Below are 24,613 nucleotides of genomic sequence, written 5' to 3'. Positions count from 1 at the left end.
ATGGCGATAAAGCAAACAAATAATCCTAAAGTTGATCTTGTTTATCGGAAGAGAAAAAGTGCGGAGGAAATGAAGCATCAAGTTATTACGTTTGCATTAATGATTTTTTTAACATTAGTTGCATTTGTAGCAGTGGCGTATCCAAAAACTTTTAGTCCGACTTTCTCTGTGCCATTTATTTTACTATTAGCAGTGGTACAAGTAATTTTTCAATTGTATTATTTTATGCATATGAGCCATAAAGGACATGAAGCAGCAAGTTTCTTTCTTTACTCTGGCCTGCTAATAGGGTTAATTACAATTTTAGCTTTTATGACAATTGTGTGGATTTGAAAAGTGAAAAATAAGGGAGCTTGTGTTGTCACAGCTCCCTCTTCATATTATGGAATAACCTTAAGAAGGTAGGTGTGACAATGAGTAACTTATGGATATTTGGTTTTCAGGCTTTATGGAGTCCAATTTTTTTATTATTTATGCTTTCGATTCTTATTGGGTACTTCTTAATTATTGGGCCTTATAGAATGAGATTTGAAAATGCGACGAAGGTAAGTAAGAAGCAAATTGTTTATTTTACGACTGGTATTGTTCTTTTGTATTTTGTAAAGGGAGGGCCTATTGATTTAATTGGCCATATTATATTTAGTGCTCATATGTTTGAAATGGCAGTCATGTATATTGCAGTTCCACCGTTACTGTTGCTTGGTATACCAATTTGGTTATATCGTTACATTACTTCTTTTAAGTTCGTTCAAATTATATTAAAGGTATTTGCTAAACCACTTATTGCATTGTTTGTATTTAACGGCCTGTTTTCTTTTTATCATTTACCAGTTGTTTTTGATACGGTAAAACAAAGTCAAATTGCTCATCCTATTTGTCTCACTATATTGTTTTTTACAGCAATCATGATGTGGTGGCCGATGTTAAATCCGTTACCAGAATATCAAACGTTAAGTGATATAAAGAAACTTGGTTACATGTTTGCTAACGGTATATTATTAACGCCAGCTTGTGCGTTAATAATTTTTGCGACAGCTCCGTTATTCGCAACGTATACGGATCCAGCCGCTTGGATGAAAGCAATGGAACTATGTGTACCGGCGGGCACTTTATCAGATTTAAATATAACTGGACCAGAATTTTTACACTGGATGCCAGTAGTACAAGACCAACAAACTGGTGGTATCATAATGAAAATTGTCCAGGAAATAGTGTACGGTACAATTATAGGCTATGTATTCTTTAGATGGGCACGTAGAGAGCGTGAAAAGGATAAGGAGCAGTTGCAGCAATTACCACCTTATTTGCAGACTAAGTAGAAGAAGTGTATGGGATTCCATACGCTTTTTCTTTTTTAGTTTTAGCTTTTCATTAAAGATTGAATTTTCTAATTATTTATGTTAAGTTAGTGTAGGCGTGTACTAAAAGTGGATATAAAATTTACTACTAGCTTTCATGCGTAATAATTCCATATGTAGTGCAAGTTTTTTAGAGAGTTACAAATATATATTGTTATCTTTAATAAATACGAACTATTTTAAGGGGGAATTTAAATGGGTAGTAGTGGAAGTATGGTAAAGCCGATTAGTGGTTTTTTGACAGCGCTAATTCAATATCCAGTACCAGTAGTAGAGTCACGTGCAGACATTGATAAACAAATTCAACAAATCATAAAAACAATTCATTCGACCAAATCAGGTTACCCTGGATTAGAATTGATAGTATTTCCTGAATATAGTACACAAGGGCTCAATACAAAAAAATGGACTACAGAAGAATTTTTATGTACAGTGCCTGGGCCAGAAACAGACTTATTTGCTGAGGCATGTAAGGAATCTGAAGTATATGGTGTTTTTTCAATAATGGAAAAAAACCCTGATGGTGGAGAGCCATATAATACAGCAGTTATTATTGATCCACAAGGTGAAATGATTTTGAAGTATCGTAAGCTAAATCCTTGGGTGCCAGTCGAGCCTTGGAAAGCTGGAGATTTAGGCTTACCTGTTTGTGATGGACCTGGAGGAAGTAAATTAGCTGTTTGTATTTGTCATGATGGCATGTTCCCTGAAGTAGCTCGTGAAGCGGCCTATAAAGGTGCAAATGTCTTGATTCGTATTTCTGGGTATAGCACACAAGTTAGTGAACAATGGATGCTAACCAATCGTTCAAATGCATGGCAGAATTTAATGTATACATTGTCGGTAAACTTAGCGGGTTATGATGGTGTATTTTATTACTTTGGTGAAGGACAAGTATGTAATTTTGATGGGACTACTTTAGTACAGGGGCATCGAAATCCTTGGGAGATTGTTACTGCTGAAGTATATCCAGAACTAGCAGATCAGGCTAGATTAGGATGGGGATTAGAAAATAATATATATAATCTAGGTTCAAGAGGATATGTAGCAACTCCTGGTGGGGTGAAAGAAAATCCATATACGTTTGTAAAAGATTTAGCTGAAGGTAAATATAAGGTTCCTTGGGAAGATGAGATTAAAGTAAAGGATGGATCTATTTATGGATATCCAGTAAAAAAAACGATTCATTCTTAGGGGAGGGAAAAAACAAGCGCATCATATTGATGCGCTTGTTTTTGTTAATCAATAATTTGAAGTTCCTTTAACTCTTTTTCGACATTTTGTAGGAGTTGTTCACTTTTTTGAAGTACATTCGTTGGGAAAGTCTCATCATCGCCATATTCAACGCCGTGAGGATAATAATGTTTTCCTAATAAGGGAGGGAGTAGTTTTACTTCAGCGTGTCTACTGCCAATGTCACCTTCAACAGCAACGCCTTGCACCCGCAAATAATAAACATCCTTTAATATTTCAAATTTATAATCGTATGTAACCCGTTCATAATCCCACTGTCCAGCAAGTACGAAGTGGTTGTTTTCCATGATTTCAGTTAAAAGAGTTAATTCAACGACGGCTCCATTAAATTTCGTATTTGTAAATTGCATATAATACCTCCTTTTTTAATGTTACACCATTATTTTTATAATAGTATGAATAATAAGAAAGTGCAATTCATATTGAGAGAAAAGGGATAATCCAGACTTTTTTCACCAAAATATGATATAGTGAAAAGAGTACGGTACACACAAAAAGAAAGAAAAGGATTTGTGTATATCTCAATTTTATGTTTTGTTCAGGAGGTATATCGTTTGAAGAAATTATTGCGTATCGTAATGATTACAATTTTAATTTTAGCTGTTGATTTATACGGGAAATTACTCGTTTCACAATATATATTAACCCCATCTCAATCAAAGCAAGAAAATAAAATTGTGAAAAAGAAAAAGCAAATTAAGGAAGACTCCTCAGACACTGTTTTAAATATGATTGGTGAAGACTCTGAAAATTTATTAGCGAAGTGGGGAGAACCCTCTCGAATAGAGCCATCTGCATACGGATATGAATGGTGGGTATACAATCAGGATTTAACTCAGTATGTTCAATTCGGAGTTTCTGAACGTAAAGTTATAACGGCGTACGCTGCTGGTGAACAAGTTAAGGTTCCACCTTATTATATAAATGAAAAATATGAAGAAGTATATAAAAAAAGTCCGCTTTCGCATGAAATTTCATTAAAAAGAGGGAAAAATAGTTATCAATTTGAACTATCTGATACCGAAGTCATGGAACAACCGTTAATACCTGTAGAAGATGGATGGGCGCAATTGTATTTTGATCAATTTACACATGAGCTTGTGGGTGTTCGTTATATGGATGATGAAACTTTATTACGCCAAAGACCATATCAGCTCGTTTATTCAGGTGAATTAATAGCAGAACAACCATTGACTCCAGAAAAGATAAAACAAGTAGAAAATGGGAATATGCAACAAATTTTTGATTTAACAAATATCATTCGAAGTCGTCATAAATTACCATTATTAACATGGGATCAGGAAACGGCAGATGTTGCTGTTGGTCACAGTAAAGATATGAAAGACAATAATTATTTTTCTCATGACTCACCTACATTAGGTACGCTAGGAGATCGTTTGCAGCGCGGGAAAGTAGGATTTCAACTTGCTGGTGAGAACATAGCGGCGCAACATAGTGATGGAATTGCGGCAGTGCAAGGTTGGTTAAATAGTGAGGGGCATAGAAAGAATTTATTAAATGAACAATTTACAGGATTAGGTGTTGGTGTATACGATAAATTTTATACACAAAACTTTATTCGAAAATAAAGCGAAACTGTAAGCGGTGGGGTGTTACATCACCTAATTAGTTACTTCGTATTCACTGAATTGTAGGTGGGAATCTGACCGTATGCAAATAGCAGAAAAAAAGGTGCATGAATCGTCTAAAAATAGGCGAACCATGCGCCTTTTTTTTCTTACTATATAGTAGATATACATGGAGAGGTGAGGATTATGCCAACAACAAAAGGGCCGTTACATCCATCGGTTCAACAGTTTAAAGAATTTGTAAACCATCACCCTAAAATGGTTCATGAGGTTAGAAGTGGTCACAAAACTTGGCAACAATTTTATGAAGAATGGTACTTACTTGGTGAAGAAGATCCAATATGGGCAACTTATAGACCGGATGGAGCGCCTGCGTTTTCTTCGGTAAAAGAAAATAAAAAAGAAAAAGATAATCGAACTGAAGAGGAAAAAACTGCTGATGTGATGGGGCAAATGCTTTCTTTTTTTAAAAAGTTGGACGTGGAACAAATGCAGAACCATTTAGCTAATGTGACGAGTGCTATTGGGAGCGTGCAACAAGTTATTCAGCAATTTCAAGGTAACCGTACGCAACAAGAACAAAGTACTTCAGAAAATAACCCGTTTTTCTTTCAAAAGGATTAGGGGGGAAAGATGATGAGAGCAGAAATTATGGAGTTTATAAAGGCTGATGAGGATTTATCTCGCTATATTAGAGAGCAACCGTACTGGTATAGAAAATTAACACGAAATCCTGAAGAAAAAGAGGCTTTTGAGTTAGCGGCGATGCAACATTTCAAAAAAACAATACCAGATAAAGTGGAAAAATTTCAAAATCAATTGGCTGTTGCTTCGATCATGATTGATATGTTTCAGTATATGAAGCAACAAAATGCAACCTAATTGCAAGTGAAAAATATGTCCGTCATGCAGAACTTTTGTTACAATAGAGATTGATTATTTAAAAAGGAGTTGCAGCATGACGGAAATTTGTTTAGTACGACATGGACAAACTGATTGGAATTTTCAAGAAATTATTCAGGGGCGAGAAGATATTCCGCTTAATGAAGTTGGTAAGAAGCAAGCGAGTCAAAGTGCAGCTGCTTTACAAGAAGAAACGTGGGATATCATTATAAGTAGCCCGTTAATTAGAGCGCAAGAAACGGCTAATGAAATCGCAAAGGCGGCTGGATTACAATCGATTTTATTAGATGATCGATTTGTTGAACGGAATTTTGGAGAAGCTTCAGGGAAGCCAGTTGCGACTGTTAGAGAGTTGATTGCTGAGGGTAAAGTAGAAGGTATGGAGCAAGATGAAGAGATTGTAGCTCGTTGCTTTGCTGCTTTAGAAGATGTTGCAACAACTCATTTTGGCAAACGTATTATTATTGTTGCTCACTCACACGCGATAAAAGCAATTTTACATGCCATTGAACCAGATGAAATTACATTTAAGACACCATTAAAAAATGCGTGTATTAGTTATGTGAAACAAAATAGTGGGAAATGGGATGTTCTTAAATATAATATAGCGGAACATATTACTGTATAAGTGTGTACGGATATAGTGTGAAAATAGTTTCATTATATCTTTCTTTTGAGTAAGTCACTTCAATTAGTAGTTCTAATCTAAATGTGGTATGATGGATACTCGGAGGTGTCTCTCATGATTGTAGCGACGCTAGAAAGCGTATTAATATTAGATAAGGCAGAGCAGCTTGCAAAAGCGATTATCTGTTCAGATATAGCAGAAGATTATCGTAAGTATTATAGAGAATTACATGAAGATATGGAACTTCAGACGTTAATTCAGCAATTTACAGCGATGAAAGAACGGTATGAGGAAGTACAGCGTTTTGGAAAATACCATCCTGACTACACTACCGTATCGATGAAAATGAGAGAATTAAAGCGTTCTGTGGACTTACATGATAAGGTTGCAGCTTTTAAAAGAGCAGAAACTGCTTTGCAGAAGTTATTAGATGAAGTTAGTGTAGCGATCGGTTCGGAAGTGTCTTCTTCCATTAAAGTGCCAACAGGGAATCCATTCTTTGATGCTGGTGGCTGTGGTGGAGGTTGTGGTACTGGCGGAGGTTGTGGTTGTAAAAAAACGGGGTGATGTACCCCGTTTTTTAGAAGTTGGAAGGAAACGTATACAGAGTTTGTCCTGTAATGTTATAAATTTCTGATTGGTTTTCATAGAATATAAAATATATGTTTTTAAAAGGAGAAGATGGAGAAGATTATGTTCGGGCAACGACAAAGTATGATTGTTTATTTACATTCATTGAAACATGCCAAGATTTTAAGGAAATATGGTAACATACATTACATATCAAAACGATTAAAATATGCTGTAGTATATTGTGACATGGAACAAATTGAGCATATGATGCATAAATTGAACAAACTTCCTTTTGTGAAAAAGATAGAACAGTCGTATCGCCCGTATTTAAAAACGGAATTTGAAAATTCCCGTCCTGATCGAGCAAAAGAATACGATTATAGCTAATAGAAAAAATCCCCTGCTAAATTTAGCGGGGGATTTTTTAATTGAAATAAAGTGTTATTTCATCGGAGGAATGAAATTGTTCATTCGTAAAATACCAATTAAATGATTAAAAAATAGTTCTTTTTCTGGGAAAGTTGTAGATGGCTTTACAGTAAAAGTAGCCACTTTTTTTCCGAGTTGCTCTGCCGTTTCTTCAAATAAAATGACACGTTTACTTTTTTTATTTTCAAATACAGGAATGCCTTCACGACATATGTATAATGGTTGGAAATCACCAGTAGTAGTTGGTTTTAATATTACAACAAGCGAACACACTTTTTTATCGTTTTTTATCGTTTCAAATTGTAACATATGTGCTATACGTTCTTGATTTGTTTTGGCAATTTCAAGTAATTCATATAAATCAGAGTAGCCTTCTCCGAGTTCTATAAAGCGTTGAATCATATTTTTTCCTCCTCTTTCTTTTACTGTAACATTTCACTTTTTAAATGAAAAGCACACAAAGAAAAAAAACCCTGCATAGCAGGGCCCTTCTTATACTAGCATGTACTAGTAAGAAGGCAAAGGGAGAGGAGAAACCGGAGGAAGAACTTATGGGGAAACGTAAGTCTTCTCCGCGGTTGGCAACAACATCGAAGGTGATGTTGTTATAATTATTTATGTCCAATCTAAATGAAGATATACATAATGAAATTAAATTTTATGTCAGGCTTTTTATTTTTCTTTTTTTTATTTTGTGATAGGATAAAAAAGATAAAGTGGAACTAATATACATATTGGATTCATATTAGTGAATGATGAGATGAATACATAAAAATAATGAGTGGTTATTTGATGCTGAGTTTTCTAATATTTTGGTGAATGTAATTTGTTAACGGTTACCGAAGTGGGAATGGCTTTCTATAATCGCTCGATAGATTGAAATAAAGGTAGTGACAACAGATGAGAGTAGTTTCAGGAAAATGTAAAGGACACCCACTTAAAGCGGTTCCTGGTAATACAACACGTCCAACGACAGATAAAGTAAAAGAATCTATTTTTAATATGATAGGTCCTTATTTTGATGGTGGTATCGCCCTTGATTTATTTGGTGGTAGTGGTGGCCTTGGAATTGAGGCTTTGAGCAGAGGGATCGATAAAGCGATTTTTGTTGATAGGGATAGTAAAGCGATAAAAGTAATTCATCAAAATTTAGAAAGTTGTAGAATACAGGAACAAGCTGAAGTATATCGAAATGATGCGGAACGTGCAGTAAAGGCGCTTATAAAACGTGAAATGTCATTCGATCTTATATTAATAGACCCACCATATAAAGAGCAAAAAATTGTATCTTTAATTAGTGTAATGGATCAACATGGATTGCTACATAGTGATGGATTAATTATGGCAGAGCATGGTAATGATGTGGTTTTACCTGATTCAATAGGAAAGCTTGTAAAAGTACGAGCTGAGAATTATGGGATTACTGCAATATCGATTTATAAGTATGAAGGTGAGGGGACAGAATGACAAGTATAGCTATTTCTTCAGGAAGTTTTGATCCAATTACCCTTGGGCATCTGGATATTATTAAAAGGGGAGCAAAAGTATTTGATGAGGTGTACGTAGTCGTTTTAAACAATTCATCTAAAAAACCATTCTTTTCAGTTGAAGAGCGATTAGAACTAATTCGAGAAGCGACAAAGGATATCCCGAATGTAAAAGTAGATTCGCATAGTGGGCTGTTAGTAGAGTATGCAAAAATGCGTAATGCAAATGCAATATTACGTGGTTTACGAGCAGTTTCTGATTTTGAATATGAGATGCAAATTACTTCTATGAATCGAAAATTAGATGAAAATATTGAAACATTTTTTATTATGACAAACAACCAATATTCATTTTTAAGCTCGAGTATTGTGAAAGAAGTTGCGAGGTATGGAGGAAGTGTAGTGGATCTTGTGCCTCCTATTGTAGAGCGTGCTTTAAAAGAAAAGTTTCAAACCCCGTTAAAGTGAACGGGGTTTTTCTTTATACGTGCGAAAAAATAATAAAATAACATATAAATATAGACAAAATAATGTAAAAATTGGTCCGTAATGTATAAAAGATGTCCAAATTTCATGTAGTATAGAAGGATGCTTGGATAAAAATACAGGAATATCTTTTTGCATAGGTGAGAAAGAACTTACTTTCTCATAAAATGGTGTCCAAAATATAAATGTAAAAATAGGGGCAAGAATACTTTGAATAATTCGTGCGAAAAAATAGGGTTTAAATCGGATGTCTGTTTCAGCTAATATGCTAGCAACTTGTGCCTGAATAGAAAGACCGCTAAATGCTAAAATGAAGCTTGTTACCATAGCTTGTTGTAAGAGGGGTGTTTCATTTATTTGACTAATCATTTGGCTTCCGAGTGTCATTTCGAAAACACCTGATAATATAGGTATACTAAAATCTGTACTTAGTTGGAAGAATGATAAAATATGTTGCATAATAAAAGAAAGAGCTGCTGTAATGTGGAATACAGTAATCATTTTATTTAACACAGAGAATAAAATAATAAATCCGCCAATCATAAGTAATGTTTGAATAGAAGAAACGATAGCGTCCCCAAGTAATTTACCGATTGGTCTTTTTTCTTGTAAGCGTGTCTCGTGAAGAATTAAAAAAGGGTTTTGAAAGCGGCGTTTTTTTGTAGTGTGTGTATTATTTTTGTAAGCGGTATTATGGCCGTAAAAACGCATAATTAATCCGACAGCAAAGTTACTTAAATAATGGGCAGCCGCTAATATAATCCCTAATTTTGGATTATTAAAAAAACCGATAGACACAGCACCGAAAATAAAAAGTGGATTAGAAGAATTTGTGAAAGAAACGAGGCGCTCCGCTTCAATCTGAGTTAAAAGGTTGCTTTTTCGTAGTCTAGCGCTTAGTTTGGCGCCTGCAGGGAAACCTGAAGCCATTCCCATTGCCCAAACGAATCCACCTATCCCTGGAACGCGAAAAAGTGGGCGCATGAGTGGTTCTAATATAACGCCAATAAATTTTACAACACCGATACTAATTAGAAGTTCCGCAATGATGAAAAACGGTAGTAGTGAAGGGAATACAACTTCCCACCATATATTTAACCCGCGAATAGAAGCTTGTAAAGCGGCTTGGGGGTGGAGTACAAGAGAAAAGGTTAAAAAAAGCGTTGATATGGTAAGGAAAGCGGTTTTCCATTTTTCATACATGTAAGTAAATCCCCCTTTGTCCCAAAAAACGTTCATTTCAGTATACGTGGATACGTAGTGAATTTAGACCATAAGTATGAAAAAGGAATGAAAAAAATTAAAGGGTGAGAAAAATGAAAGAACCAAAGATTGGTTTAGCACTTGGGTCTGGAGGAGCGAAAGGGTTTGCTCATATTGGTGTAATAAAGGTTTTAAGGGAAGCTGGTATCCCTATTCATATGATTGCAGGAAGTAGTATGGGGGCGCTAATAGGTACGTTTTATGCGGCAAGTAGTAACGTTGAAAGATTGTATAAATTGGCATCTGTTTTCAAGCGGAAGTATTATTTAGATTTCACGGTACCGAAAATGGGATTTATTGCTGGAAAACGTGTCAAAGATATGATTAAAATGTTTACATATAATAAAAATTTAGAAGAGTTAGATATCCCGACGGCTGTTGTGGCTACTGACATATTGAAGGGGGAAAAAGTGGTTTTTACAAGTGGACCAGTTGCAGATGCGGTGAGGGCTAGCATATCTGTTCCTGGAGTGTTTGTACCAGAAAAAATAGATGGACGATTATTAGTGGATGGTGGGGTTATTGATCGTATCCCAGTATCGGTTGTGAAAGAATTAGGGGCCGATATTGTTATCGCTGTGGATGTGTCTCCAATTAAGGTGAATGGCGATGTTACGTCCATTTATGACGTAATCATGCAAAGTATAGAAATTATGCAGCATGAGCTTGTAATGAATCGGCAAATTGCATCGGATTTAATGATGCGACCAGCTGTAGAGCAATTTAGTTCACGTGCTTTTACAAACATTGAAGACATTATTCGAGTTGGAGAAGTAGAAGCGGAAAAACATGTTTCAAATATTTATTTATTAATTGAGCAGTGGAAGGAGAAACATAATGTTTAAGCGTTTTCGGTTTATATATGCAATCTTAATAGGGGTTATATTGGCGATGTTACTTGTTTACGTGCGTTTACCGTATTATGTAACAAAACCAGGAATGGCTGCCAAATTAGAGCCTTACGTTCAAGTTGAGGGTGGAACGAAAGAATCTGGTGATTTTATGCTTGTTACGGTTTCAATGGGACCAGCAAATGTGGTGAATTTAATAGCGGCACAGTTTAATAAATATACACATATTTCAAAAGCGGAAGAAATATTGCAAAAAGGTGAGAGTAATGAAGAATATCAATTTCGCCAAAATTATGCGATGAAAGATTCACAAAATGCAGCAATTTATAATGCATATAAACGTGCAAATCGCTCCGTTTCTTTTGAAAATAAAGGTGTATTAGTTGCTGGTGTGGCAAAAGGAATGCCGTCAGAAGGAAAGCTTAAGCTTGGTGATGTTATTATAGCTGTTGATGGAAAAACATTTGAAAAGACGGAGCAATTTATTGAATATATGACTGGGAAAAAAGAAAGCGATGCTGTAAGTATTGAGTACATGAGAAATGGAAAACAATTGAAAGAAAATTTAAATGTAAAGACGATTCCTAATGGGAATGGACGTGTCGGTATAGGTGTTTCTATCGTTACGGAAAGAGAATTAGTGGTCGATCCGAAAGTGAAAATTAATTCTCATGAAATTGGTGGACCATCCGCAGGTTTAATGTTCACATTAGAAATATATAATCAACTTGTGGAAGAAGACTTAACAAAAGGGCATGAAATAGCTGGAACAGGTACAATTAATGAAAAAGGAGAAGTTGGCCCGATTGGTGGTATAAATCAAAAAGTGGTGGCTGCTAGCGATGCTGGGGCTGAGGTGTTCTTTGCGCCAAATGAAAAAGGAGCGGAGAAATCGAACTATAAAGATGCACTTGAGACTGCAAAGGACATTAAAACAAAAATGAAAATTGTACCAGTGGATACGCTGGATGATGCGTTAACATATTTAGAAAAGATGGATAAGGAAAAAACCTCTCTGAAATAGAGAGGTTTTTTTATAGGAATTTTGTAGTTGTTTCATCATAGCGAATAGGATGGTGTGTTATATCCTGTTTTAATAGTTGCGTGCGTAACGGTTCGTGCATGATGGAGAAATATACAGAGTTTGCTTTTTTCTCTATATCTAAAGCAGCATGGTCAAATGTTTTTGTATGAGTAAGGATTGGAAGTTCGATTTTTTTCTTGTTTTTTGAAAGATAAGTTTGTCCTTTTTGTGACATGCCTAGCAGGCGGATATATGGTGCATGTTGTTCTATATTTGCGCTACGTATTTCCTCTTTTGTTGTGTTTGTTAAAATGTGTGTACAAGCTCTTTGTAGTCTAGTCCATGTATAACGTTTTGTTTTTAATGCTTCCATGAATGAATAGAAGGAGGAACTGTTTTGTATTTTTGATAAAATACGATGCTCTAAACCTTCTTCTATTTCATATATATGTCGTAAGTCTCCTGAAGACATTGTCATGAGTTTATATTTAAAAAATGAAAAGTATTGTTCCCAATTATGTAATATCCCGTAGTTTTGTTTGTAATTTGCTAAAAGCGAAGTGGTTGCCTGTGGGAGAAAAGGTTCAATTGTTGTAAATGATCCTTCTTCGCTAAAGAGTTGTTTCCGAATGCTTGTCGCGCTTGCAATATGTTGGTCATTAAATGTTTCATCATGATAATGAGAGGCGAATCTTTTTATAGTTTGAGCTTGTATAGAGCTATTTTGTGACAGAATTGCTTTCATATATTGGAAGCCTAAAATATTATTTGGTTGTGACATATCTATGTTTTTTTCGGATGTTAAAATGTGTGAAAAAGCATCCGATGTTGCTTTTGCATAACTATTGCCAGCGTCCATGAATTGTTTTACAAGGCAGTTAAAAGTCTCTTCTTCGTTTTTTTGTACGGAGATGGTATTATAAAAATTTTCGATTTGTCCATCCTCACTACCGAAACAAATTTCAGAAACACGTAGGGCATTTAAAATGGAAATAGCACCATTTGCGAAGGTTTCAGCCTTTTGTGTCGCAAAGACGTATGGAAGCTCTACAACAAGGTCTACGCCGTTTGCTAAGGCCATTTTAGTGCGATACCATTTGGAAATGAGTGCGGGCTCACCACGCTGTAAAAAAGGACCACTCATAACGGCAATTATTATATCGGATTGTGTTAACTTTTTTGTCTCTTGCACATGATAAAGATGACCGTTATGAAAAGGGTTATATTCAACAACAATACCACCAGCTTTTATGGTAATCTCTCCTTTCGATGTAGCATCTTTTTGAAAAACGTGATACTCTATATATTATTTACTATGATGACTTCATTATAGTGTAAAGAAAAAACTTACACTATAAACGCATTATACCACTTGTTATACGGGTTTTAATCCTCTTCATTTTCAACGATGACCACATTTTGACCACTTCGACCACTTTTTAATACATTTCCTAGCATTTCAGTTACTTCAATTTGACGTTCTTCATAAACATCGGTATAAATATTTAAAGTTGTAGAAACATTTGTATGACCGAGCAATTTTGAAACAACCTTTGCATTTGCGCCAGAATCGATTAAAATAGTTGTAAACGTTCTTCGGATATCGTGGAATCTAATATACGGTACGTCAATTGCTTCGCACAAAGCTTTCATTTGGTAGCGTATCGTATATGGATGCACGATTTTTTTATTTCTTGTACAAATTAATAAGTCGAAAGAATTCTCCTTCTTATGACTTTGAAATTCTAACAACTCTCCCATTAATTCTTCTGTCATCGGGATTATACGATTAGATGCTTCAGTTTTTGTCTCACCTAATTCATACTTTCCATCAACAAGCGTTAATGTTCTTTGTACATGAATAGTCTTGTTTTTGAAATTAATATCATCCCACTGTAAAGCTAATACTTCTCCGATCCGCATGCCTGTATGCAACGCTAAAACAAACGCAATATAATAGCTTCCTTGTATTTTTGCATACTCCATAAACTTCATGGCTTGTTCAACTGTCCAACTAGCTTGCGACTTCTTTTTAACTTTAGGCCGTTTAGCTTTCTTAGCAGGATTAGAGTTAATCATTTCTAGTTCTACGCCTTTATCGAGGATTTGTTTTAACATAACATCAACGGATGAAATGTATTTCGTTGTTAGACCCTCTTTAAGTAGCTTCTGATGAAAATTATGCACAGTCAATGGTTTTATATCTGATAATCTCTTTTCGCCAAATTCAGGCATAACACGTGAGCGTAGAATGCGTTTGTATTGATACAATGTTGATGGTCTACATGATGATTCCTTTTCTTGCATCCAGATTTCTACGAGTTGAGAAAAGCGAATATCACTATTCTCGAAATCCCCATTTGCTAAATCATTTGTTACTCTTGCCACTTCTTCTTGAGCAGCTTTCTTTGTTTTAAAGCCACCTTTAGTGATTTGTTTCCGTTTACCTGTGATAGGGTCTTTGCCGACATCCATGGTAAAAGACCACTTCTCACCACGTTTACGAAAGTATGCCATGATTTTTCACCTCGTCATAATCGTTTTCTAGATACAAGCTGTGATATGTGGTAGTGGTATAAGAAATGATAGCACGGGTCTTAATAGCTGTAAAAGAAAAAATGTTTATGTAGATAAAAAGGAGATAAAAAAAAGATAAAAAAAAGATATATGTGTATTACAAAAAAGATGTACAATAGTATAGAAAAATATTTACATAAGCTGTAAAAGGGGAAGAGGATAAGGGGGAAAAAGTGTGGAGATTTATATTCCAACTCGTTTTAATCGTGCAACAATGTATGAACTTTTAGATATGTTAATTGATGAAAATTTAGAACCAAGAGATACAACTGTAATTTTTAATTTCCAAAATTTGCAATTCATTGAGCCTGTTGGGATAACTATACTGGGTAATTTATTTCAATGGTTAATGAAAAATGGAGTAGAGTGTTCAATTCGAACGCCTAGTGACATTCAGAATAATTATTCTCTTAAGTATTTAGATGACTCTTTATTCTTCGAGCGATATATTGGAAGGAAGTTAAGGACGTTTGCAAGTCCTAGGAACACTACGATCCCATTAAAACTTGTTAGCTATGCAGAAAGTTATTCGTTTTTAGAACTAACATTTTCAAATTGGTTGTCAAATCGATTGAATGTAACTGTTGAATCTGTTGCGGATATCAAGGCTTCACTTGGAGAAATATTTAATAATATCCGTGATCATGCCCAGGAAAATTCAGGATGTTTTTTTGCGCAGCATTATCCTAATAAAGATGGAGAAAATACTGTACAAATCGCCATTTCTGATTTTGGCGTAGGAATCCCATATAATATTCAACAGCAACGACCATCATTGAACGATGGTGAAGCACTTGCATTGGCTGTAGTACATGGTTTCTCTACACAAACTACTCCTCAAAATAGAGGGGCAGGATTAGCCTATTTATTAGCTCACGTTGTAAATAATAATCAAGGGAGTATGTATATTCACTCCAACCATGGTATATTATCTTGTAGAGCAGGAAATACTGCTCCTAATGTTGAATACGAAGTATCAACTTCTTATTATCCAGGAACTTTAATTGAACTAACTTTAAAGGCGGATAATATAGAAAATATTTTACCTGAAAGGGAGGATTTCGGATGGTAAATATTAATGTGTTAGATGTTGTAGAAAAATGCTATTCGAATGAGGACGGTCAAGTAATCCAAGACTTAATTAAAGTTGAATTTAAGAAGGATAAAAAAGTGGCAGTTTCATTTGCTGGAATTACAGCTGTAAATTCTTCATTTATAAATACTGCTTTTATCGATCTTTTATCTGAATACGACTTTTCTTTTATTAAAAATCACTTAACATTTGTTAATTCGACATCACAAATCAATAACATGATTAAAAGTAGGTTCGATTTTGAAGTGAACGAAAGAAAAAACTTGATAACCGTTTAAATTTATTCGAAAAATAAAAAGAGCCAATTTCGGCTCTTTTTATTTTGTATAATTTACAGTTACAGAGAAGGTGGGATACAATATTTGTATATTAAATAAAGGAGGGGAAAATATGGAGGAATTCACAAAGGATCCTGGTGGTCACAGAGTAGCTGATCCTGGTGTAGGTTGGCATAACGAACCAGGCGGTGGCGGTTGGAAATATGACGAAGATCCAGGAACAGGGTGGAAACCAATTTATGGTCCGGGGACAGGTGTATAAAAGAAAGGGGAGAGTGAGATTATGAAAAGCTACATAAAAGACCCAGGAGGTTCAAAGGTAATTTCTGATCCAGGAGGAGCAGGTGGAAGTCCATTAGTACTTGATCCAGGTAATGGAGGTGCAGGATTAAAAATAGAACCAGGTGGACATAGGATGAATGAGCCAGGTGGTGGAGGTTTAAAAAATAATACTGATCCAGGAGGATGGTAATTATGTTATTACACTCTAAAGAATCACAGAAACCCGGTACAGGATGGAAATTATACGATCCGGGGACAGGAATAGGTATTTTCGATCCAGGACCAGGCGGGGGATATATAACTGATCCAGGTGGTGGATGGCGAAAAGAACCGGGAGGTTTAAGAAAATGAAAAGAGATAACTCTGATCCAGGCGGTTTAAATGGAAGTCAATTGAAGCATAGTCCAAATCCGGGTGGAGGGTATTGGAAAGATCCAGGTGGCGGAATGGGTATGTATGATCCTTGGGCAGGTGGAGGATACATAAAAGATCCAGGCACAGGAATATAAAAAAAGAGAGCCAAGTGCTCTCTTTTTTGTTGATAAAAATTTGTTAATTTTTACCGTTGCGATTGGAAATGTTTTCTACTACAATCGACTCATAACAATTCTTTTTTCTCGTTTAAAAATTGCGTGTAAAACTTGAGTTGTTTACAGAACTGTTCTCGTTGGGATTCATCCAGGCCTGCGAAAACCGTTTGAATTTCATCGAGAACATTTTCTAAGTTCTTTTCATTGGTCGTGAACTTTCGACCCATTAGTGTATCGACAGAGATATCAAAGAATGACGCGATACGATCTAACGAATCTAAATCAGGTTCATTGAAGTTAGTTTCCAGATTACTAATCTGACTACGACTTAACTGAACTTTATTACCTAATTCAGCTTGAGTTAAAGAACGAATTTTTCTAAAACTTTTTAAATTTTCTCCAAATGTATTCATGCCTTTATTATAAATAAGGCATTATTTTTAGACTATATATACCAAATAATTTGGCGTAAATATTATATCAGCTTAATTATTTGGTTTAAAATCGAAAATAAACTAGAACAAGTGTTCTTTTGGTGGTAAAATATTCTTAATAAAAAACGAACTTTTCGAAAAAAACTTTCTCAACATAATTTGACTATAAACAGAATGAAGATTCTAAATCTTGTGATAAACTGATTTTAAAGATAAAAATAAGAACAAAAAAGACCCATAGCGCAGCAAAAGTAGTGTGCAGCCACTCTTATGCTGTTCCCCTAATACGGTAGGGAAAACACTTGCCATGAGTCAGCACAAGTATAACATATTAAATCTAAAAAAACTTAGATGGTGTAGTTTTTCTATTGAGAAAATTCAGGGAAGGTGTCTCGCGTTCAAAGGAGGCTTCATTATGAATAAAGTAGCTAGTTTAGGCGGCATTGTTTCAGGAGATGAATTAAATTCAGTAAAGCTTTCAAAAATAACTAATTTATCACAGTCAAATTTGTGGAAGACACTGAATGGAAAGGTGCCAATGACTTTCGCGAAGTTAGTTAAAATATTAAGTGGACTTGATTCTGAAGAACAAAAAATTAAAGTGATTCAAGAATTTTTAAAGTATACAGATAAAGAAGCAGATATAAGAATTGCAATGTATTATTTATATCTTTCAGGCTATACAGAATTACTTCACGGTCTTGTTGAGAAAGAATATAAACAATCAGTGACTAATAATTACAGAGATATATTCCGTGTATGTTTAGAGAGACAAACTCATTCATTAAGATCAGGAGCATTTCTTAAAGAAATAGAAGAATTACGGACAAAGATAAATTTAAACAAAACAGGTGTGAACATACTTATAAACACCTTAAGTGTATATGGTTATTTTGATTTAGGTGCATATAATGTTTTAACAGTTCTACAAGGAATGATACAAGAAAAAATAAATGAAATGCCAAGAGGATTGGAGAAGACATTAAATGAAGCGGAATTAAATATAATTTGTGCATATGCATATTTAATGCAAGATGAAGTAAAAATGGCTAGAGAATTATTGCAGGAAGTACTAGAAAAACAAGAGATTCCTCGTTTATTGAAAGCTACAGCACTTAGTATATTTGCTGAGAGCTATATTTTCTGTGATCCTAATAAAGCATTGCATTTTTTCGAACTCTCGCTTTCAGAATTAAGAAAGATTAAGAATAACAAATCATTACTAAAAAGAAAATTAGTGGAAAACACAACCGCTTTCTGTTGTATTATTCATAATATTCCTGTAAAATTAGAATATATACATGACGACGCTGAAATTGCGTTACGGTGTATTCGTCAAAACAAGAACAGTGAAGCTTGCGAAATATTAAATCAAATCAGTAATCGAACTGCAACTCAAGATTTTTATTTATCAATTGCAACGAATGATGAAGAATTGAGAAGAAAGGCATATCATCGGTTCTTAAAGGACGGAAACTTATTCTACATAAAAATTTTTGATATCTTAAAGTGAGGGACAGTGAGAATGAAAAAAATAATTGCTAGTGTAATTATTGCGTGTACGCTTACATTATCAGTGTTATCGATTAGTTCGGTACCAACTAAAGATAATCAAGCAGCAGAAAAAGTAAAAGAAGTACAACTAATGAAAATGGATCCAGGTACTTTAGGATAATAAATAAATTAAAATGCCATTGCATCTTAGGATGCGATGGCATTTCGTACGTTTAAGGGGTTATTCATTTTCTGCATTTTGGTATTTTTGAATAATTATTGGTGATGGGGGAAGGATTAAATGGGGAATTTAATAAAAGAAAAAAACGATATGATAATAATTGAAAGTAAAATAGAAGAGGCATTAGAAAGAAAATATAAAGGTGATAAAGAAGCAATGAAGAAACTTGAGAAAATAAAAAAAGCGATGGTTAGCAAATAAGCTATCTATCGCTTTTTTCTTATAATTCATCTTTAATCATAGCTATTATTTCTTCACGCTTTTTAGGATCAAGTTCATTAATTTGTAGCATTATTTCTTTAAGTTCGTCTTTCAAGTCTCTTGAATCATTTGAGTTTAAACTTTTATGTTCAGAAATTCCCATGATGTAATCCGCTGAAATACCTGATAAACGAGACATCTTTTCAACTGTCTCTCTTGATGGATTCCTTCGACCGTTTTCGTATAAAGAAATCATAGTTTTTTTTGCATTTAGAGCTTCTGCGAATTCACGTTGGCTCATCTTGAGAAGTTCGACTCGTATTTCTTTAATTCTAACGCCAATTACATTTTCACTCATTTTATTAATTCCTCCCCTAAAAACCATCACCTATAGTTTATGAACCCTCTATATAGAATGTATCAAAAAGGTTTGCTACAAGACAACTAAAATTTTTTGAATAAAAGGGTTGCTTGAAGCAAACCCTTAGTATATAATCAAATTAACCAAACAAGATGAAGGTGATAAAACATGATGATACTTGATATCGAAAAAGTTAAATCCCTAAGGACACAGCTGGGATATAGTCAAAGTGATGTTGCTGAAAACATCGGTTATCGAAATAAGTCAATCTATTGCAACCTAGAATTAGGGAACAGACAGCCAAGTATTACTAAATTAGTGAAATTAGCAAAGTTTTTAAATGTAACGACAGAAGAAATTTTGAAGGAGTCAATATAAGATGACTTATTTTTTTGCCAAGAGGTTTGCTTGAAGCAAACTAAAGGTGTCGTTATTTACCATGTAGTATTCCGATGAAATTATTAATCATACATAAAATATAAAGGAGTGAAATTCATGTACCAAATTAAACAATTACCATTCGCACTGAAAGCAGAGGATATACGGGAATTTCTAAACATTTCTCGATCGGCTGCGTATGCACTTATGAAGAGAGAAGATTTTCCGTTAATTGTAATCGGGAAAAGCAAACGTGTTAAAGCTGAAGATTTTCTTAAATGGGTAGAAGCGCAAAAGGTTGGAGCAAACGCTAGTTAAAATCAAGTTACGGATTTCCGATAAAATTACCGTTTGATAAATAAGGAGGTGATTTAGTGGAGGATACAACATCGTTAGTTATATTCGCAATGTTTATCGCGTGTAGCACTTTGTTACTTTACATTACTTACGAACCGATAAAAAGATGGGCTTGGAGTGACGTAAAACAAAATAAAAAGACCCACGGCAATGGGTCCTTTAAGAAAAAACACTTGTTATAAGTATATCACGGAAAGTAGGGAAATAGTACATGCGTTTAGCTGAATATCAAGTGCTATTACCTAAGAAGTTTTGGAACTTAGCAGAGAGCAAGGATGAATTAAAACAAATGATTGAACAGTATTTCATGGTTGGTTATCCGCATTATGAAATTCAACAAATTATCAAAAGTGGACAAGCATATGTGGCGGTTTGTACAAGGAGGTAAATATTTATGACAAATATAGTAACAGAAATTGGTGGATTAAATTTCAAAGGTAATGTGGTAGATCATGAGTGGTTTAATTACATTACTTTTAGTAATGGGAAGCCTCACATTGTAGCAATTATGGTTTTGAGTGAAATTGTTTATTGGTATCGTCCTACAGTTATTCGAGATGAAATAGATGGGAAAGTAACTTACAAGAAAAAATTTAAAGCAGACAAGTTACAAAAGAATTATCAACAGTTAGCCGATACTTTTGGATTTACAAAACTACAAGTGAAAAGAGCATGTGATTTATTAACGGATATGCTACTTATAAAAATCGAGTTCAGGACTATTAACGCTGATGGGAAAATTTTGAATAACGTAATGTTTGTGGAACCTGTACCAACAGAAATAAAGAAAATTTCTAGTATGTATCAACAATTAAAAGAAGCCCCTGGTTACTTAGAAGTAAATAGGGTGGTTACTTCTAAATTAAGACCCTCCTCACTTACAAGTAAGGAGTCTCCTAACTTTAAAGTAAAGACAAATACAGAGATTACTACAAAGAGTACTACAGAGAATGTAAGTAGTAGTAATATCTTCTCTTTCTACGAAAATAACTTCGGTATTTTAAATTCATTCATAGCCGAAAGTATTTCGCAATGGGTAAACGATACGAGCGAAGAACTTGTACAAGCGGCTATGGAGCGTGCTTTGAAACAGCAGAAGAAATGGAATTATGCTGAAGGGATTTTAAAACAGTGGGTTAACAAAAACATTCGTACTTTAGCTGATGTTAATGCAGCAGAAATAGAGTTTAAGAACAAAGGTAAAAAAGGAGCGAATAGAAATGGCAACACCAATGAAAAAACTGGCGGAATCCCTGGAATCGAAGGTGAATTACCATTCTGATCAATGTATGAATCACTCCTATGTAATAGGTGGACAAACAATCATTAAGCCAATTCAAATGATTATTTATCAAGGAAAACCTGTTTGCCCAAGATGTGTAGTTGAGCAAAACGATAAGGTTTTGGAAGAACAAGCTAACGCTCATTATAAGAAGATTAGCCGTTTACAGAAATTCAACATGCTGGAAAAGGCTAGTGTTATTACAAATAAGAAAATTCCTCTTTCAAGATTATCAGATTACAGAACCGGATGTGATGAAACGATTAGTCACAAGAAAGCTGTAGAAGAAACCTTGGAGGATTTAAAGAACGGAGAAATTAGAAAAGTTGTATTTACAGGAAATCAAGGGACGGCAAAAAGTTTCCTAGCATACAGCATGCTTCATGAATTAAATCGATATTTTTGGGATATCAGTCAAAAAGAAGAAAATTATCATCTTATGAAAAGTTGCTTGTACGTTGAATTAGAAGCAATAACAAGAATGATTATGGATTCTTTTGATGATAAGAGCAGTAAATATACACTTCAATATTTCGTTCAATTAATTGGACAAGCTGATTTCGTAGTTTTAGATGATCTTGGGGCAGAAAGCGGTTCAACGGATTCAAATAGACAGGCATCTGATTTCATTCAACGTCTTTTATATGCAGTATCAAACGCTAGACAAGGAATGAATACATTTACCACTACAAACTTTACTGGGAAACAACTTTTTAATAAATATGATGCTAAAACAGTTAGCCGTTTATTAGGTGATTCAAAGGTTTTGAAATTCACAACAGCTGATCAAAGGCTTGCAAATTTAGGTTTCTAATAAGGAGGAATAAGCATGTGTGCATTATGCCGTAATACAGGAATTATTCGTAAAGAAACTTATCCGGGTGTAATTGAAACGAACGGTTGTAATTGTGAAGTAGCAAAGCAACAGCAAGAAGAAAACGATAAGCGTTGGCAAGCATGGTTAATAAAATTCGAATCAATGAAACAAGAGTTGCAACGGAATCAACAACAAAAAGTAAGTTAACAAGGGGGAGCAAGGAATGAAAAACACAGGTGTTGCAAGAAAAGTGGACGAGCTAGGGCGTGTGGTAATTCCAGTAGAGTTACGCAGAACTTTAGGAATTGCTGAAGGTACAGCATTAGGCTTTCATGTTGAAGGGGAAAACATTGTTTTAAGAAAACATGACAAGTCATGCTTTGTAACGGGTGAAGTTGCTGAATCAAACATAGAGTTGCTAGGTGGCCGGATTTTTTTGAGTAAGGAAGGGGCAAGTGAGTTACTTAGTGCTCTTGAAAAGAGTGTGAAGGTACATGCCTAAACAATTGAATATTTTTGATCTAGAGCCAGCGATTTGTGAATTCGATGTAATGAAAGCCAATGTTAAGAAAGGAAATGGACGCGTTTCATATACAGATGTACGTGTCCAAATTCCAAGAAATGCAAAGGGAACAGATGAATTACCACGCACAACTAAACAAGATGATCGCTATGACATCTTTGAACAATATGTAATGGCAATTTGGAGATTTCAAAGAGCTATAGATAAGTTTTTTAATTGGGAGACAGCTGAAGAATTGTGTAAGGCAGCAAGGGATAAAAAAGAAATAATTCCGGTAAGGGTTTATTTAGGAAGTGGCTTTAAACCTGATGTTGTCGAGTACATGCAGTAGTAAAAAGGGAGAGGGACATATGAAAAAAATAGAAATTGATGTTAGCAGCAACAAACTTTTAATAGTGAAGGACGGAAATGTCACAGCAGTTAATCCACCAATGAGTGGATTCGGTGAGCAAGTCGCTGTTTGGATCAACGGTAAGGTTGATCGTGTGGATACTAAGTTTACAGAAAAAATAAAATAATCATTTTTAGAAAGTAGGTTCGCTTATGAGTATAGCAAGTAATCATGAAGCTATGAAGGAATCAAGATTGAAAATTTACATCGCTTTAGAAGAAGCTAACTTCATTTGGGATGAAAGAGAAGTAGTTCGTTTTCGTGAAATGTGGAGTCAAGGTATGAGTTTGCCGAAGATGGCAAAAGCGTTAAGGAGACATCAAGCGGAGGTTGCTCTCCTTGTAATAGATCAGGCTGATAAGTATTTAATTGAAAATCGTCCGATAGGATTAGGAATTTGCTAAATAGGAAGGGGAAATCAAAATGAAATCAATGAAAAACGGTGTTTTGGAAGTGACTAAATTAATTAGTAAATCAAAGGAAGGACAAGCTGTAATGAACGACAATCAAATTTGTGAATTAGATCAATATCAAGAAGCGGCATTACGTACATGGAATACAAATCAGGATTTTGGTGGACGTGTTTTAAATGCAGCATTAGGACTTTCGGGAGAAGCTGGTGAAGTCGCTGATATTGTAAAAAAAGCAATTTTCCACGGTCATGGATTTGATCCGGCTCATTGTCCAGGAGAAGAAGAAGGGAATACGCATAAAATCGCCTTAGAGCTGGGAGACATCTTGTACTACATTTCGATTATGTCTCACGAAATGGGATATACCTTAGAAGATATCGCTCAAATGAATATTGCGAAATTAGCTAAAAGATATCCGGATGGTTTTAGTAGAGAAGCAAGTCAAGCACGTGTAGATGTAAAGTAAGACAAAATTTGAATTTGGTACAAAAATACACAGAGTGATAAGTACAGTTTTATAAATAAAAGCTCCACTCTCAAAAGGGTGAGAGTGGAGCCTATGGATGAAATTACTGAGTTCTTGGGATGGTGAACATCAGTACATAAATAATAGCATGAGTATTCGGAAAAATCATCGAATAAATGTTTCCGATTTTTCAAATTATAGTTAATTAATTTTTATTAAACAAAAGCGTTATTTTAATCGAAAAGGGGAATGAACGATGGATGAGATTAAGTTTAGACTTTACCAAAAGTTAGCGAAGAAAATGATGTCTTGGGAACAGGCTAAAAGGCTATATAAATTAGATGTGTTGGATGATAACGATGAGAATAATGTTTTTAGCATCTGGATGCAATACACAGGGATTAAAGACGCACATGATAAGGAAATTTACGAAGGTGATATTGTATATCAAGAATTTTATGACCGTATATCAGAAAAACATGGATTTACAGGAGTAGTTAAGCAAAGGGAAGGCGCTTGGTGGATTTGCAACGGAATAGATCATGCTGAGTTGTTGTGGAGTGAATTAAACCTAAATCATATAAAGGGGAATATCTACGAGAATACAGAGCTGTTAGAAAATTGGACAAAATAGTTATTTGAATAGAAAA

At 34.7% G+C, this 24,613-nt stretch carries 42 protein-coding genes; 35 read left to right on the top strand and 7 right to left on the bottom strand.

The annotated features are described in order from the left end of the window. The 3 genes from ctaF to N2V79_RS19270 all read left to right on the top strand — a co-directional run bounded on the left by ctaF (window position 1) and on the right by N2V79_RS19270 (window position 2,552). Window positions 1-333: a cytochrome c oxidase subunit IVB gene (ctaF, locus tag N2V79_RS19280; RefSeq protein ID WP_000985703.1), complete on the top strand. Its 333-nt coding sequence runs from the start codon at window positions 1-3 to the stop codon at window positions 331-333. An 80-nt stretch (window positions 334-413) separates the two neighbouring features. Next, window positions 414-1,319 (top strand): cytochrome c oxidase assembly factor CtaG, encoded by a 906-nt coding sequence (ctaG, locus tag N2V79_RS19275; RefSeq protein ID WP_340720172.1) that lies wholly within the window; start codon window positions 414-416, stop codon window positions 1,317-1,319. Between the two features lie 234 nt (window positions 1,320-1,553). Continuing rightward, the gene (locus tag N2V79_RS19270) at window positions 1,554-2,552 is read left to right on the top strand and encodes a formamidase (RefSeq protein WP_065229293.1); all 999 of its coding nucleotides are present in this window, start codon (window positions 1,554-1,556) and stop codon (window positions 2,550-2,552) included. Between the two features lie 44 nt (window positions 2,553-2,596). Here the strand turns inward: N2V79_RS19270 and N2V79_RS19265 are convergent, their stop codons facing one another. After that, on the bottom strand, window positions 2,597-2,962 hold the full coding sequence (locus N2V79_RS19265) for a YugN family protein (protein WP_001160948.1): 366 nt from the start codon (window positions 2,960-2,962) through the stop codon (window positions 2,597-2,599). 204 nt (window positions 2,963-3,166) lie between these two features. Between N2V79_RS19265 and N2V79_RS19260 the strand changes: the two genes are divergently transcribed. From N2V79_RS19260 to N2V79_RS19235, 6 genes are all read left to right on the top strand, one after another. After that, on the top strand, window positions 3,167-4,201 hold the full coding sequence (locus N2V79_RS19260; protein ID WP_000735387.1) for a CAP domain-containing protein: 1,035 nt from the start codon (window positions 3,167-3,169) through the stop codon (window positions 4,199-4,201). 186 nt (window positions 4,202-4,387) lie between these two features. Beyond that, complete coding sequence (locus tag N2V79_RS19255) at window positions 4,388-4,825, top strand: YlbD family protein (protein WP_001143346.1); 438 nt, start codon at window positions 4,388-4,390, stop codon at window positions 4,823-4,825. A gap of 12 nt (window positions 4,826-4,837) precedes the next feature. Further along, window positions 4,838-5,083, top strand: a complete 246-nt coding sequence (locus N2V79_RS19250; RefSeq protein ID WP_001200990.1) for a YlbE-like family protein — start codon at window positions 4,838-4,840, stop codon at window positions 5,081-5,083. Window positions 5,084-5,159: 76 nt separating this feature from the next. Continuing rightward, the gene (locus tag N2V79_RS19245) at window positions 5,160-5,732 is read left to right on the top strand and encodes a histidine phosphatase family protein (RefSeq protein WP_053563739.1); all 573 of its coding nucleotides are present in this window, start codon (window positions 5,160-5,162) and stop codon (window positions 5,730-5,732) included. Window positions 5,733-5,846: 114 nt separating this feature from the next. Continuing rightward, complete coding sequence (locus N2V79_RS19240; RefSeq protein ID WP_000634366.1) at window positions 5,847-6,299, top strand: YlbF family regulator; 453 nt, start codon at window positions 5,847-5,849, stop codon at window positions 6,297-6,299. 126 nt (window positions 6,300-6,425) lie between these two features. After that, complete coding sequence (locus N2V79_RS19235; RefSeq protein WP_002082261.1) at window positions 6,426-6,692, top strand: YlbG family protein; 267 nt, start codon at window positions 6,426-6,428, stop codon at window positions 6,690-6,692. 54 nt (window positions 6,693-6,746) lie between these two features. On the opposite strand, the gene N2V79_RS19230 is transcribed toward N2V79_RS19235, so the two are convergent. After that, window positions 6,747-7,136 (bottom strand): DUF7147 family protein, encoded by a 390-nt coding sequence (locus N2V79_RS19230; RefSeq protein WP_000616017.1) that lies wholly within the window; start codon window positions 7,134-7,136, stop codon window positions 6,747-6,749. Between the two features lie 498 nt (window positions 7,137-7,634). Here N2V79_RS19230 and rsmD point away from each other — a divergent pair, with 498 nt between their 5' ends. Continuing rightward, window positions 7,635-8,201, top strand: coding sequence for a 16S rRNA (guanine(966)-N(2))-methyltransferase RsmD (rsmD, locus tag N2V79_RS19225; RefSeq protein WP_001266976.1), 567 nt, complete (start codon window positions 7,635-7,637; stop codon window positions 8,199-8,201). Then, on the top strand, window positions 8,198-8,689 hold the full coding sequence (gene coaD, locus N2V79_RS19220; protein ID WP_000200601.1) for a pantetheine-phosphate adenylyltransferase: 492 nt from the start codon (window positions 8,198-8,200) through the stop codon (window positions 8,687-8,689). The genes rsmD and coaD overlap by 4 nt, the downstream gene beginning before the upstream one ends. Here coaD and ylbJ read toward each other — a convergent pair. Beyond that, window positions 8,681-9,910, bottom strand: coding sequence for a sporulation integral membrane protein YlbJ (gene ylbJ / locus N2V79_RS19215; RefSeq protein ID WP_000273089.1), 1,230 nt, complete (start codon window positions 9,908-9,910; stop codon window positions 8,681-8,683). The two genes, coaD and ylbJ, sit on opposite strands and share 9 nt — an antisense overlap. Before the next feature lie 113 nt (window positions 9,911-10,023). Between ylbJ and N2V79_RS19210 the strand changes: the two genes are divergently transcribed. Both N2V79_RS19210 and N2V79_RS19205 read left to right on the top strand, forming a co-directional pair. After that, on the top strand, window positions 10,024-10,815 hold the full coding sequence (locus N2V79_RS19210; RefSeq protein WP_000662590.1) for a patatin-like phospholipase family protein: 792 nt from the start codon (window positions 10,024-10,026) through the stop codon (window positions 10,813-10,815). Then, window positions 10,808-11,845 (top strand): SepM family pheromone-processing serine protease, encoded by a 1,038-nt coding sequence (locus N2V79_RS19205; RefSeq protein ID WP_053563741.1) that lies wholly within the window; start codon window positions 10,808-10,810, stop codon window positions 11,843-11,845. Before N2V79_RS19210 ends, N2V79_RS19205 begins: the two co-directional genes overlap by 8 nt. Window positions 11,846-11,855: 10 nt before the next feature. Here N2V79_RS19205 and N2V79_RS19200 read toward each other — a convergent pair whose 3' ends face one another. Both N2V79_RS19200 and N2V79_RS19195 read right to left on the bottom strand, forming a co-directional pair. Further along, window positions 11,856-13,037, bottom strand: coding sequence for a nucleotidyltransferase (locus N2V79_RS19200; protein ID WP_069356137.1), 1,182 nt, complete (start codon window positions 13,035-13,037; stop codon window positions 11,856-11,858). 194 nt (window positions 13,038-13,231) lie between these two features. Then, a complete protein-coding gene (locus tag N2V79_RS19195) occupies window positions 13,232-14,362 on the bottom strand; it encodes a site-specific integrase (RefSeq protein WP_137071766.1) in 1,131 nt (376 codons plus the stop codon). Between the two features lie 235 nt (window positions 14,363-14,597). Between N2V79_RS19195 and N2V79_RS19190 the strand changes: the two genes are divergently transcribed. The 6 genes from N2V79_RS19190 to N2V79_RS19165 all read left to right on the top strand — a co-directional run bounded on the left by N2V79_RS19190 (window position 14,598) and on the right by N2V79_RS19165 (window position 16,584). Next, window positions 14,598-15,494, top strand: a complete 897-nt coding sequence (locus N2V79_RS19190; protein ID WP_137071765.1) for an ATP-binding protein — start codon at window positions 14,598-14,600, stop codon at window positions 15,492-15,494. Beyond that, window positions 15,488-15,793, top strand: a complete 306-nt coding sequence (locus N2V79_RS19185; protein WP_137071764.1) for an STAS-like domain-containing protein — start codon at window positions 15,488-15,490, stop codon at window positions 15,791-15,793. The genes N2V79_RS19190 and N2V79_RS19185 overlap by 7 nt, the downstream gene beginning before the upstream one ends. Before the next feature lie 112 nt (window positions 15,794-15,905). Beyond that, window positions 15,906-16,055 carry a hypothetical protein gene (locus tag N2V79_RS19180; RefSeq protein ID WP_033694515.1) on the top strand — a complete coding sequence of 50 codons (150 nt, stop codon included), beginning with the start codon at window positions 15,906-15,908 and terminating at the stop codon, window positions 16,053-16,055. A 21-nt stretch (window positions 16,056-16,076) separates the two neighbouring features. Next, entirely contained in the window at window positions 16,077-16,265 is a 189-nt protein-coding gene (locus tag N2V79_RS19175; RefSeq protein WP_029438037.1) for a hypothetical protein, read from the top strand. 2 nt (window positions 16,266-16,267) lie between these two features. Beyond that, entirely contained in the window at window positions 16,268-16,426 is a 159-nt protein-coding gene (locus tag N2V79_RS19170; protein ID WP_340720171.1) for a hypothetical protein, read from the top strand. After that, the gene (locus tag N2V79_RS19165; protein ID WP_340720170.1) at window positions 16,423-16,584 is read left to right on the top strand and encodes a hypothetical protein; all 162 of its coding nucleotides are present in this window, start codon (window positions 16,423-16,425) and stop codon (window positions 16,582-16,584) included. The genes N2V79_RS19170 and N2V79_RS19165 overlap by 4 nt, the downstream gene beginning before the upstream one ends. Before the next feature lie 89 nt (window positions 16,585-16,673). Here the strand turns inward: N2V79_RS19165 and N2V79_RS19160 are convergent, their stop codons facing one another. Then, window positions 16,674-17,018: a helix-turn-helix domain-containing protein gene (locus N2V79_RS19160; RefSeq protein ID WP_340720169.1), complete on the bottom strand. Its 345-nt coding sequence runs from the start codon at window positions 17,016-17,018 to the stop codon at window positions 16,674-16,676. A 436-nt stretch (window positions 17,019-17,454) separates the two neighbouring features. Between N2V79_RS19160 and N2V79_RS19155 the strand changes: the two genes are divergently transcribed. From N2V79_RS19155 to N2V79_RS19145, 3 genes are all read left to right on the top strand, one after another. Continuing rightward, window positions 17,455-18,552 (top strand): AimR family lysis-lysogeny pheromone receptor, encoded by a 1,098-nt coding sequence (locus N2V79_RS19155; protein WP_340720168.1) that lies wholly within the window; start codon window positions 17,455-17,457, stop codon window positions 18,550-18,552. A gap of 12 nt (window positions 18,553-18,564) precedes the next feature. Beyond that, entirely contained in the window at window positions 18,565-18,714 is a 150-nt protein-coding gene (locus N2V79_RS19150) for a hypothetical protein (RefSeq protein WP_340720167.1), read from the top strand. A 120-nt stretch (window positions 18,715-18,834) separates the two neighbouring features. Beyond that, window positions 18,835-18,975 carry a hypothetical protein gene (locus N2V79_RS19145; protein WP_340720166.1) on the top strand — a complete coding sequence of 47 codons (141 nt, stop codon included), beginning with the start codon at window positions 18,835-18,837 and terminating at the stop codon, window positions 18,973-18,975. Window positions 18,976-18,994: 19 nt separating this feature from the next. On the opposite strand, the gene N2V79_RS19140 is transcribed toward N2V79_RS19145, so the two are convergent. Continuing rightward, on the bottom strand, window positions 18,995-19,333 hold the full coding sequence (locus N2V79_RS19140) for a helix-turn-helix domain-containing protein (RefSeq protein WP_340720165.1): 339 nt from the start codon (window positions 19,331-19,333) through the stop codon (window positions 18,995-18,997). A gap of 171 nt (window positions 19,334-19,504) precedes the next feature. Here N2V79_RS19140 and N2V79_RS19135 point away from each other — a divergent pair, with 171 nt between their 5' ends. The 13 genes from N2V79_RS19135 (at window position 19,505) to N2V79_RS19075 (ending at window position 24,597) form a co-directional block, all read left to right on the top strand. After that, window positions 19,505-19,714 carry a helix-turn-helix domain-containing protein gene (locus N2V79_RS19135; RefSeq protein WP_098758129.1) on the top strand — a complete coding sequence of 70 codons (210 nt, stop codon included), beginning with the start codon at window positions 19,505-19,507 and terminating at the stop codon, window positions 19,712-19,714. Between the two features lie 117 nt (window positions 19,715-19,831). Further along, window positions 19,832-20,032: a helix-turn-helix transcriptional regulator gene (locus tag N2V79_RS19130; protein WP_340720164.1), complete on the top strand. Its 201-nt coding sequence runs from the start codon at window positions 19,832-19,834 to the stop codon at window positions 20,030-20,032. Between the two features lie 56 nt (window positions 20,033-20,088). Further along, window positions 20,089-20,253, top strand: coding sequence for a hypothetical protein (locus N2V79_RS19125; protein WP_179957920.1), 165 nt, complete (start codon window positions 20,089-20,091; stop codon window positions 20,251-20,253). Between the two features lie 29 nt (window positions 20,254-20,282). Continuing rightward, on the top strand, window positions 20,283-20,459 hold the full coding sequence (locus tag N2V79_RS19120; protein ID WP_340720163.1) for a hypothetical protein: 177 nt from the start codon (window positions 20,283-20,285) through the stop codon (window positions 20,457-20,459). Between the two features lie 6 nt (window positions 20,460-20,465). Further along, a complete protein-coding gene (locus N2V79_RS19115; protein ID WP_340720162.1) occupies window positions 20,466-21,353 on the top strand; it encodes a DnaD domain-containing protein in 888 nt (295 codons plus the stop codon). Then, entirely contained in the window at window positions 21,292-22,167 is an 876-nt protein-coding gene (locus N2V79_RS19110; protein ID WP_340720161.1) for an ATP-binding protein, read from the top strand. Before N2V79_RS19115 ends, N2V79_RS19110 begins: the two co-directional genes overlap by 62 nt. Before the next feature lie 15 nt (window positions 22,168-22,182). Beyond that, on the top strand, window positions 22,183-22,377 hold the full coding sequence (locus N2V79_RS19105) for a hypothetical protein (protein WP_340720160.1): 195 nt from the start codon (window positions 22,183-22,185) through the stop codon (window positions 22,375-22,377). A gap of 16 nt (window positions 22,378-22,393) precedes the next feature. Further along, a complete protein-coding gene (locus N2V79_RS19100) occupies window positions 22,394-22,672 on the top strand; it encodes an AbrB/MazE/SpoVT family DNA-binding domain-containing protein (protein ID WP_340720159.1) in 279 nt (92 codons plus the stop codon). Next, window positions 22,665-23,024, top strand: a complete 360-nt coding sequence (locus tag N2V79_RS19095) for a cell division protein SepF (protein ID WP_340720158.1) — start codon at window positions 22,665-22,667, stop codon at window positions 23,022-23,024. Before N2V79_RS19100 ends, N2V79_RS19095 begins: the two co-directional genes overlap by 8 nt. Before the next feature lie 19 nt (window positions 23,025-23,043). After that, window positions 23,044-23,211 carry a DUF3954 domain-containing protein gene (locus N2V79_RS19090; protein WP_000717825.1) on the top strand — a complete coding sequence of 56 codons (168 nt, stop codon included), beginning with the start codon at window positions 23,044-23,046 and terminating at the stop codon, window positions 23,209-23,211. 25 nt (window positions 23,212-23,236) lie between these two features. Further along, window positions 23,237-23,488 (top strand): helix-turn-helix domain containing protein, encoded by a 252-nt coding sequence (locus tag N2V79_RS19085; RefSeq protein ID WP_340720157.1) that lies wholly within the window; start codon window positions 23,237-23,239, stop codon window positions 23,486-23,488. 19 nt (window positions 23,489-23,507) lie between these two features. Next, on the top strand, window positions 23,508-23,963 hold the full coding sequence (locus N2V79_RS19080; protein WP_098973928.1) for a nucleoside triphosphate pyrophosphohydrolase family protein: 456 nt from the start codon (window positions 23,508-23,510) through the stop codon (window positions 23,961-23,963). A gap of 256 nt (window positions 23,964-24,219) precedes the next feature. Beyond that, the gene (locus N2V79_RS19075; protein WP_340720156.1) at window positions 24,220-24,597 is read left to right on the top strand and encodes a YopX family protein; all 378 of its coding nucleotides are present in this window, start codon (window positions 24,220-24,222) and stop codon (window positions 24,595-24,597) included. The last annotated feature ends 16 nt before the right edge of the window (window positions 24,598-24,613 follow it).

This window comes from Bacillus sp. CH_70 (assembly GCF_038007045.1).
GTDB lineage: Bacteria > Bacillota > Bacilli > Bacillales > Bacillaceae_G > Bacillus_A > Bacillus_A cereus.
This window is presented reverse-complemented; position numbering and strand designations above follow the sequence as displayed.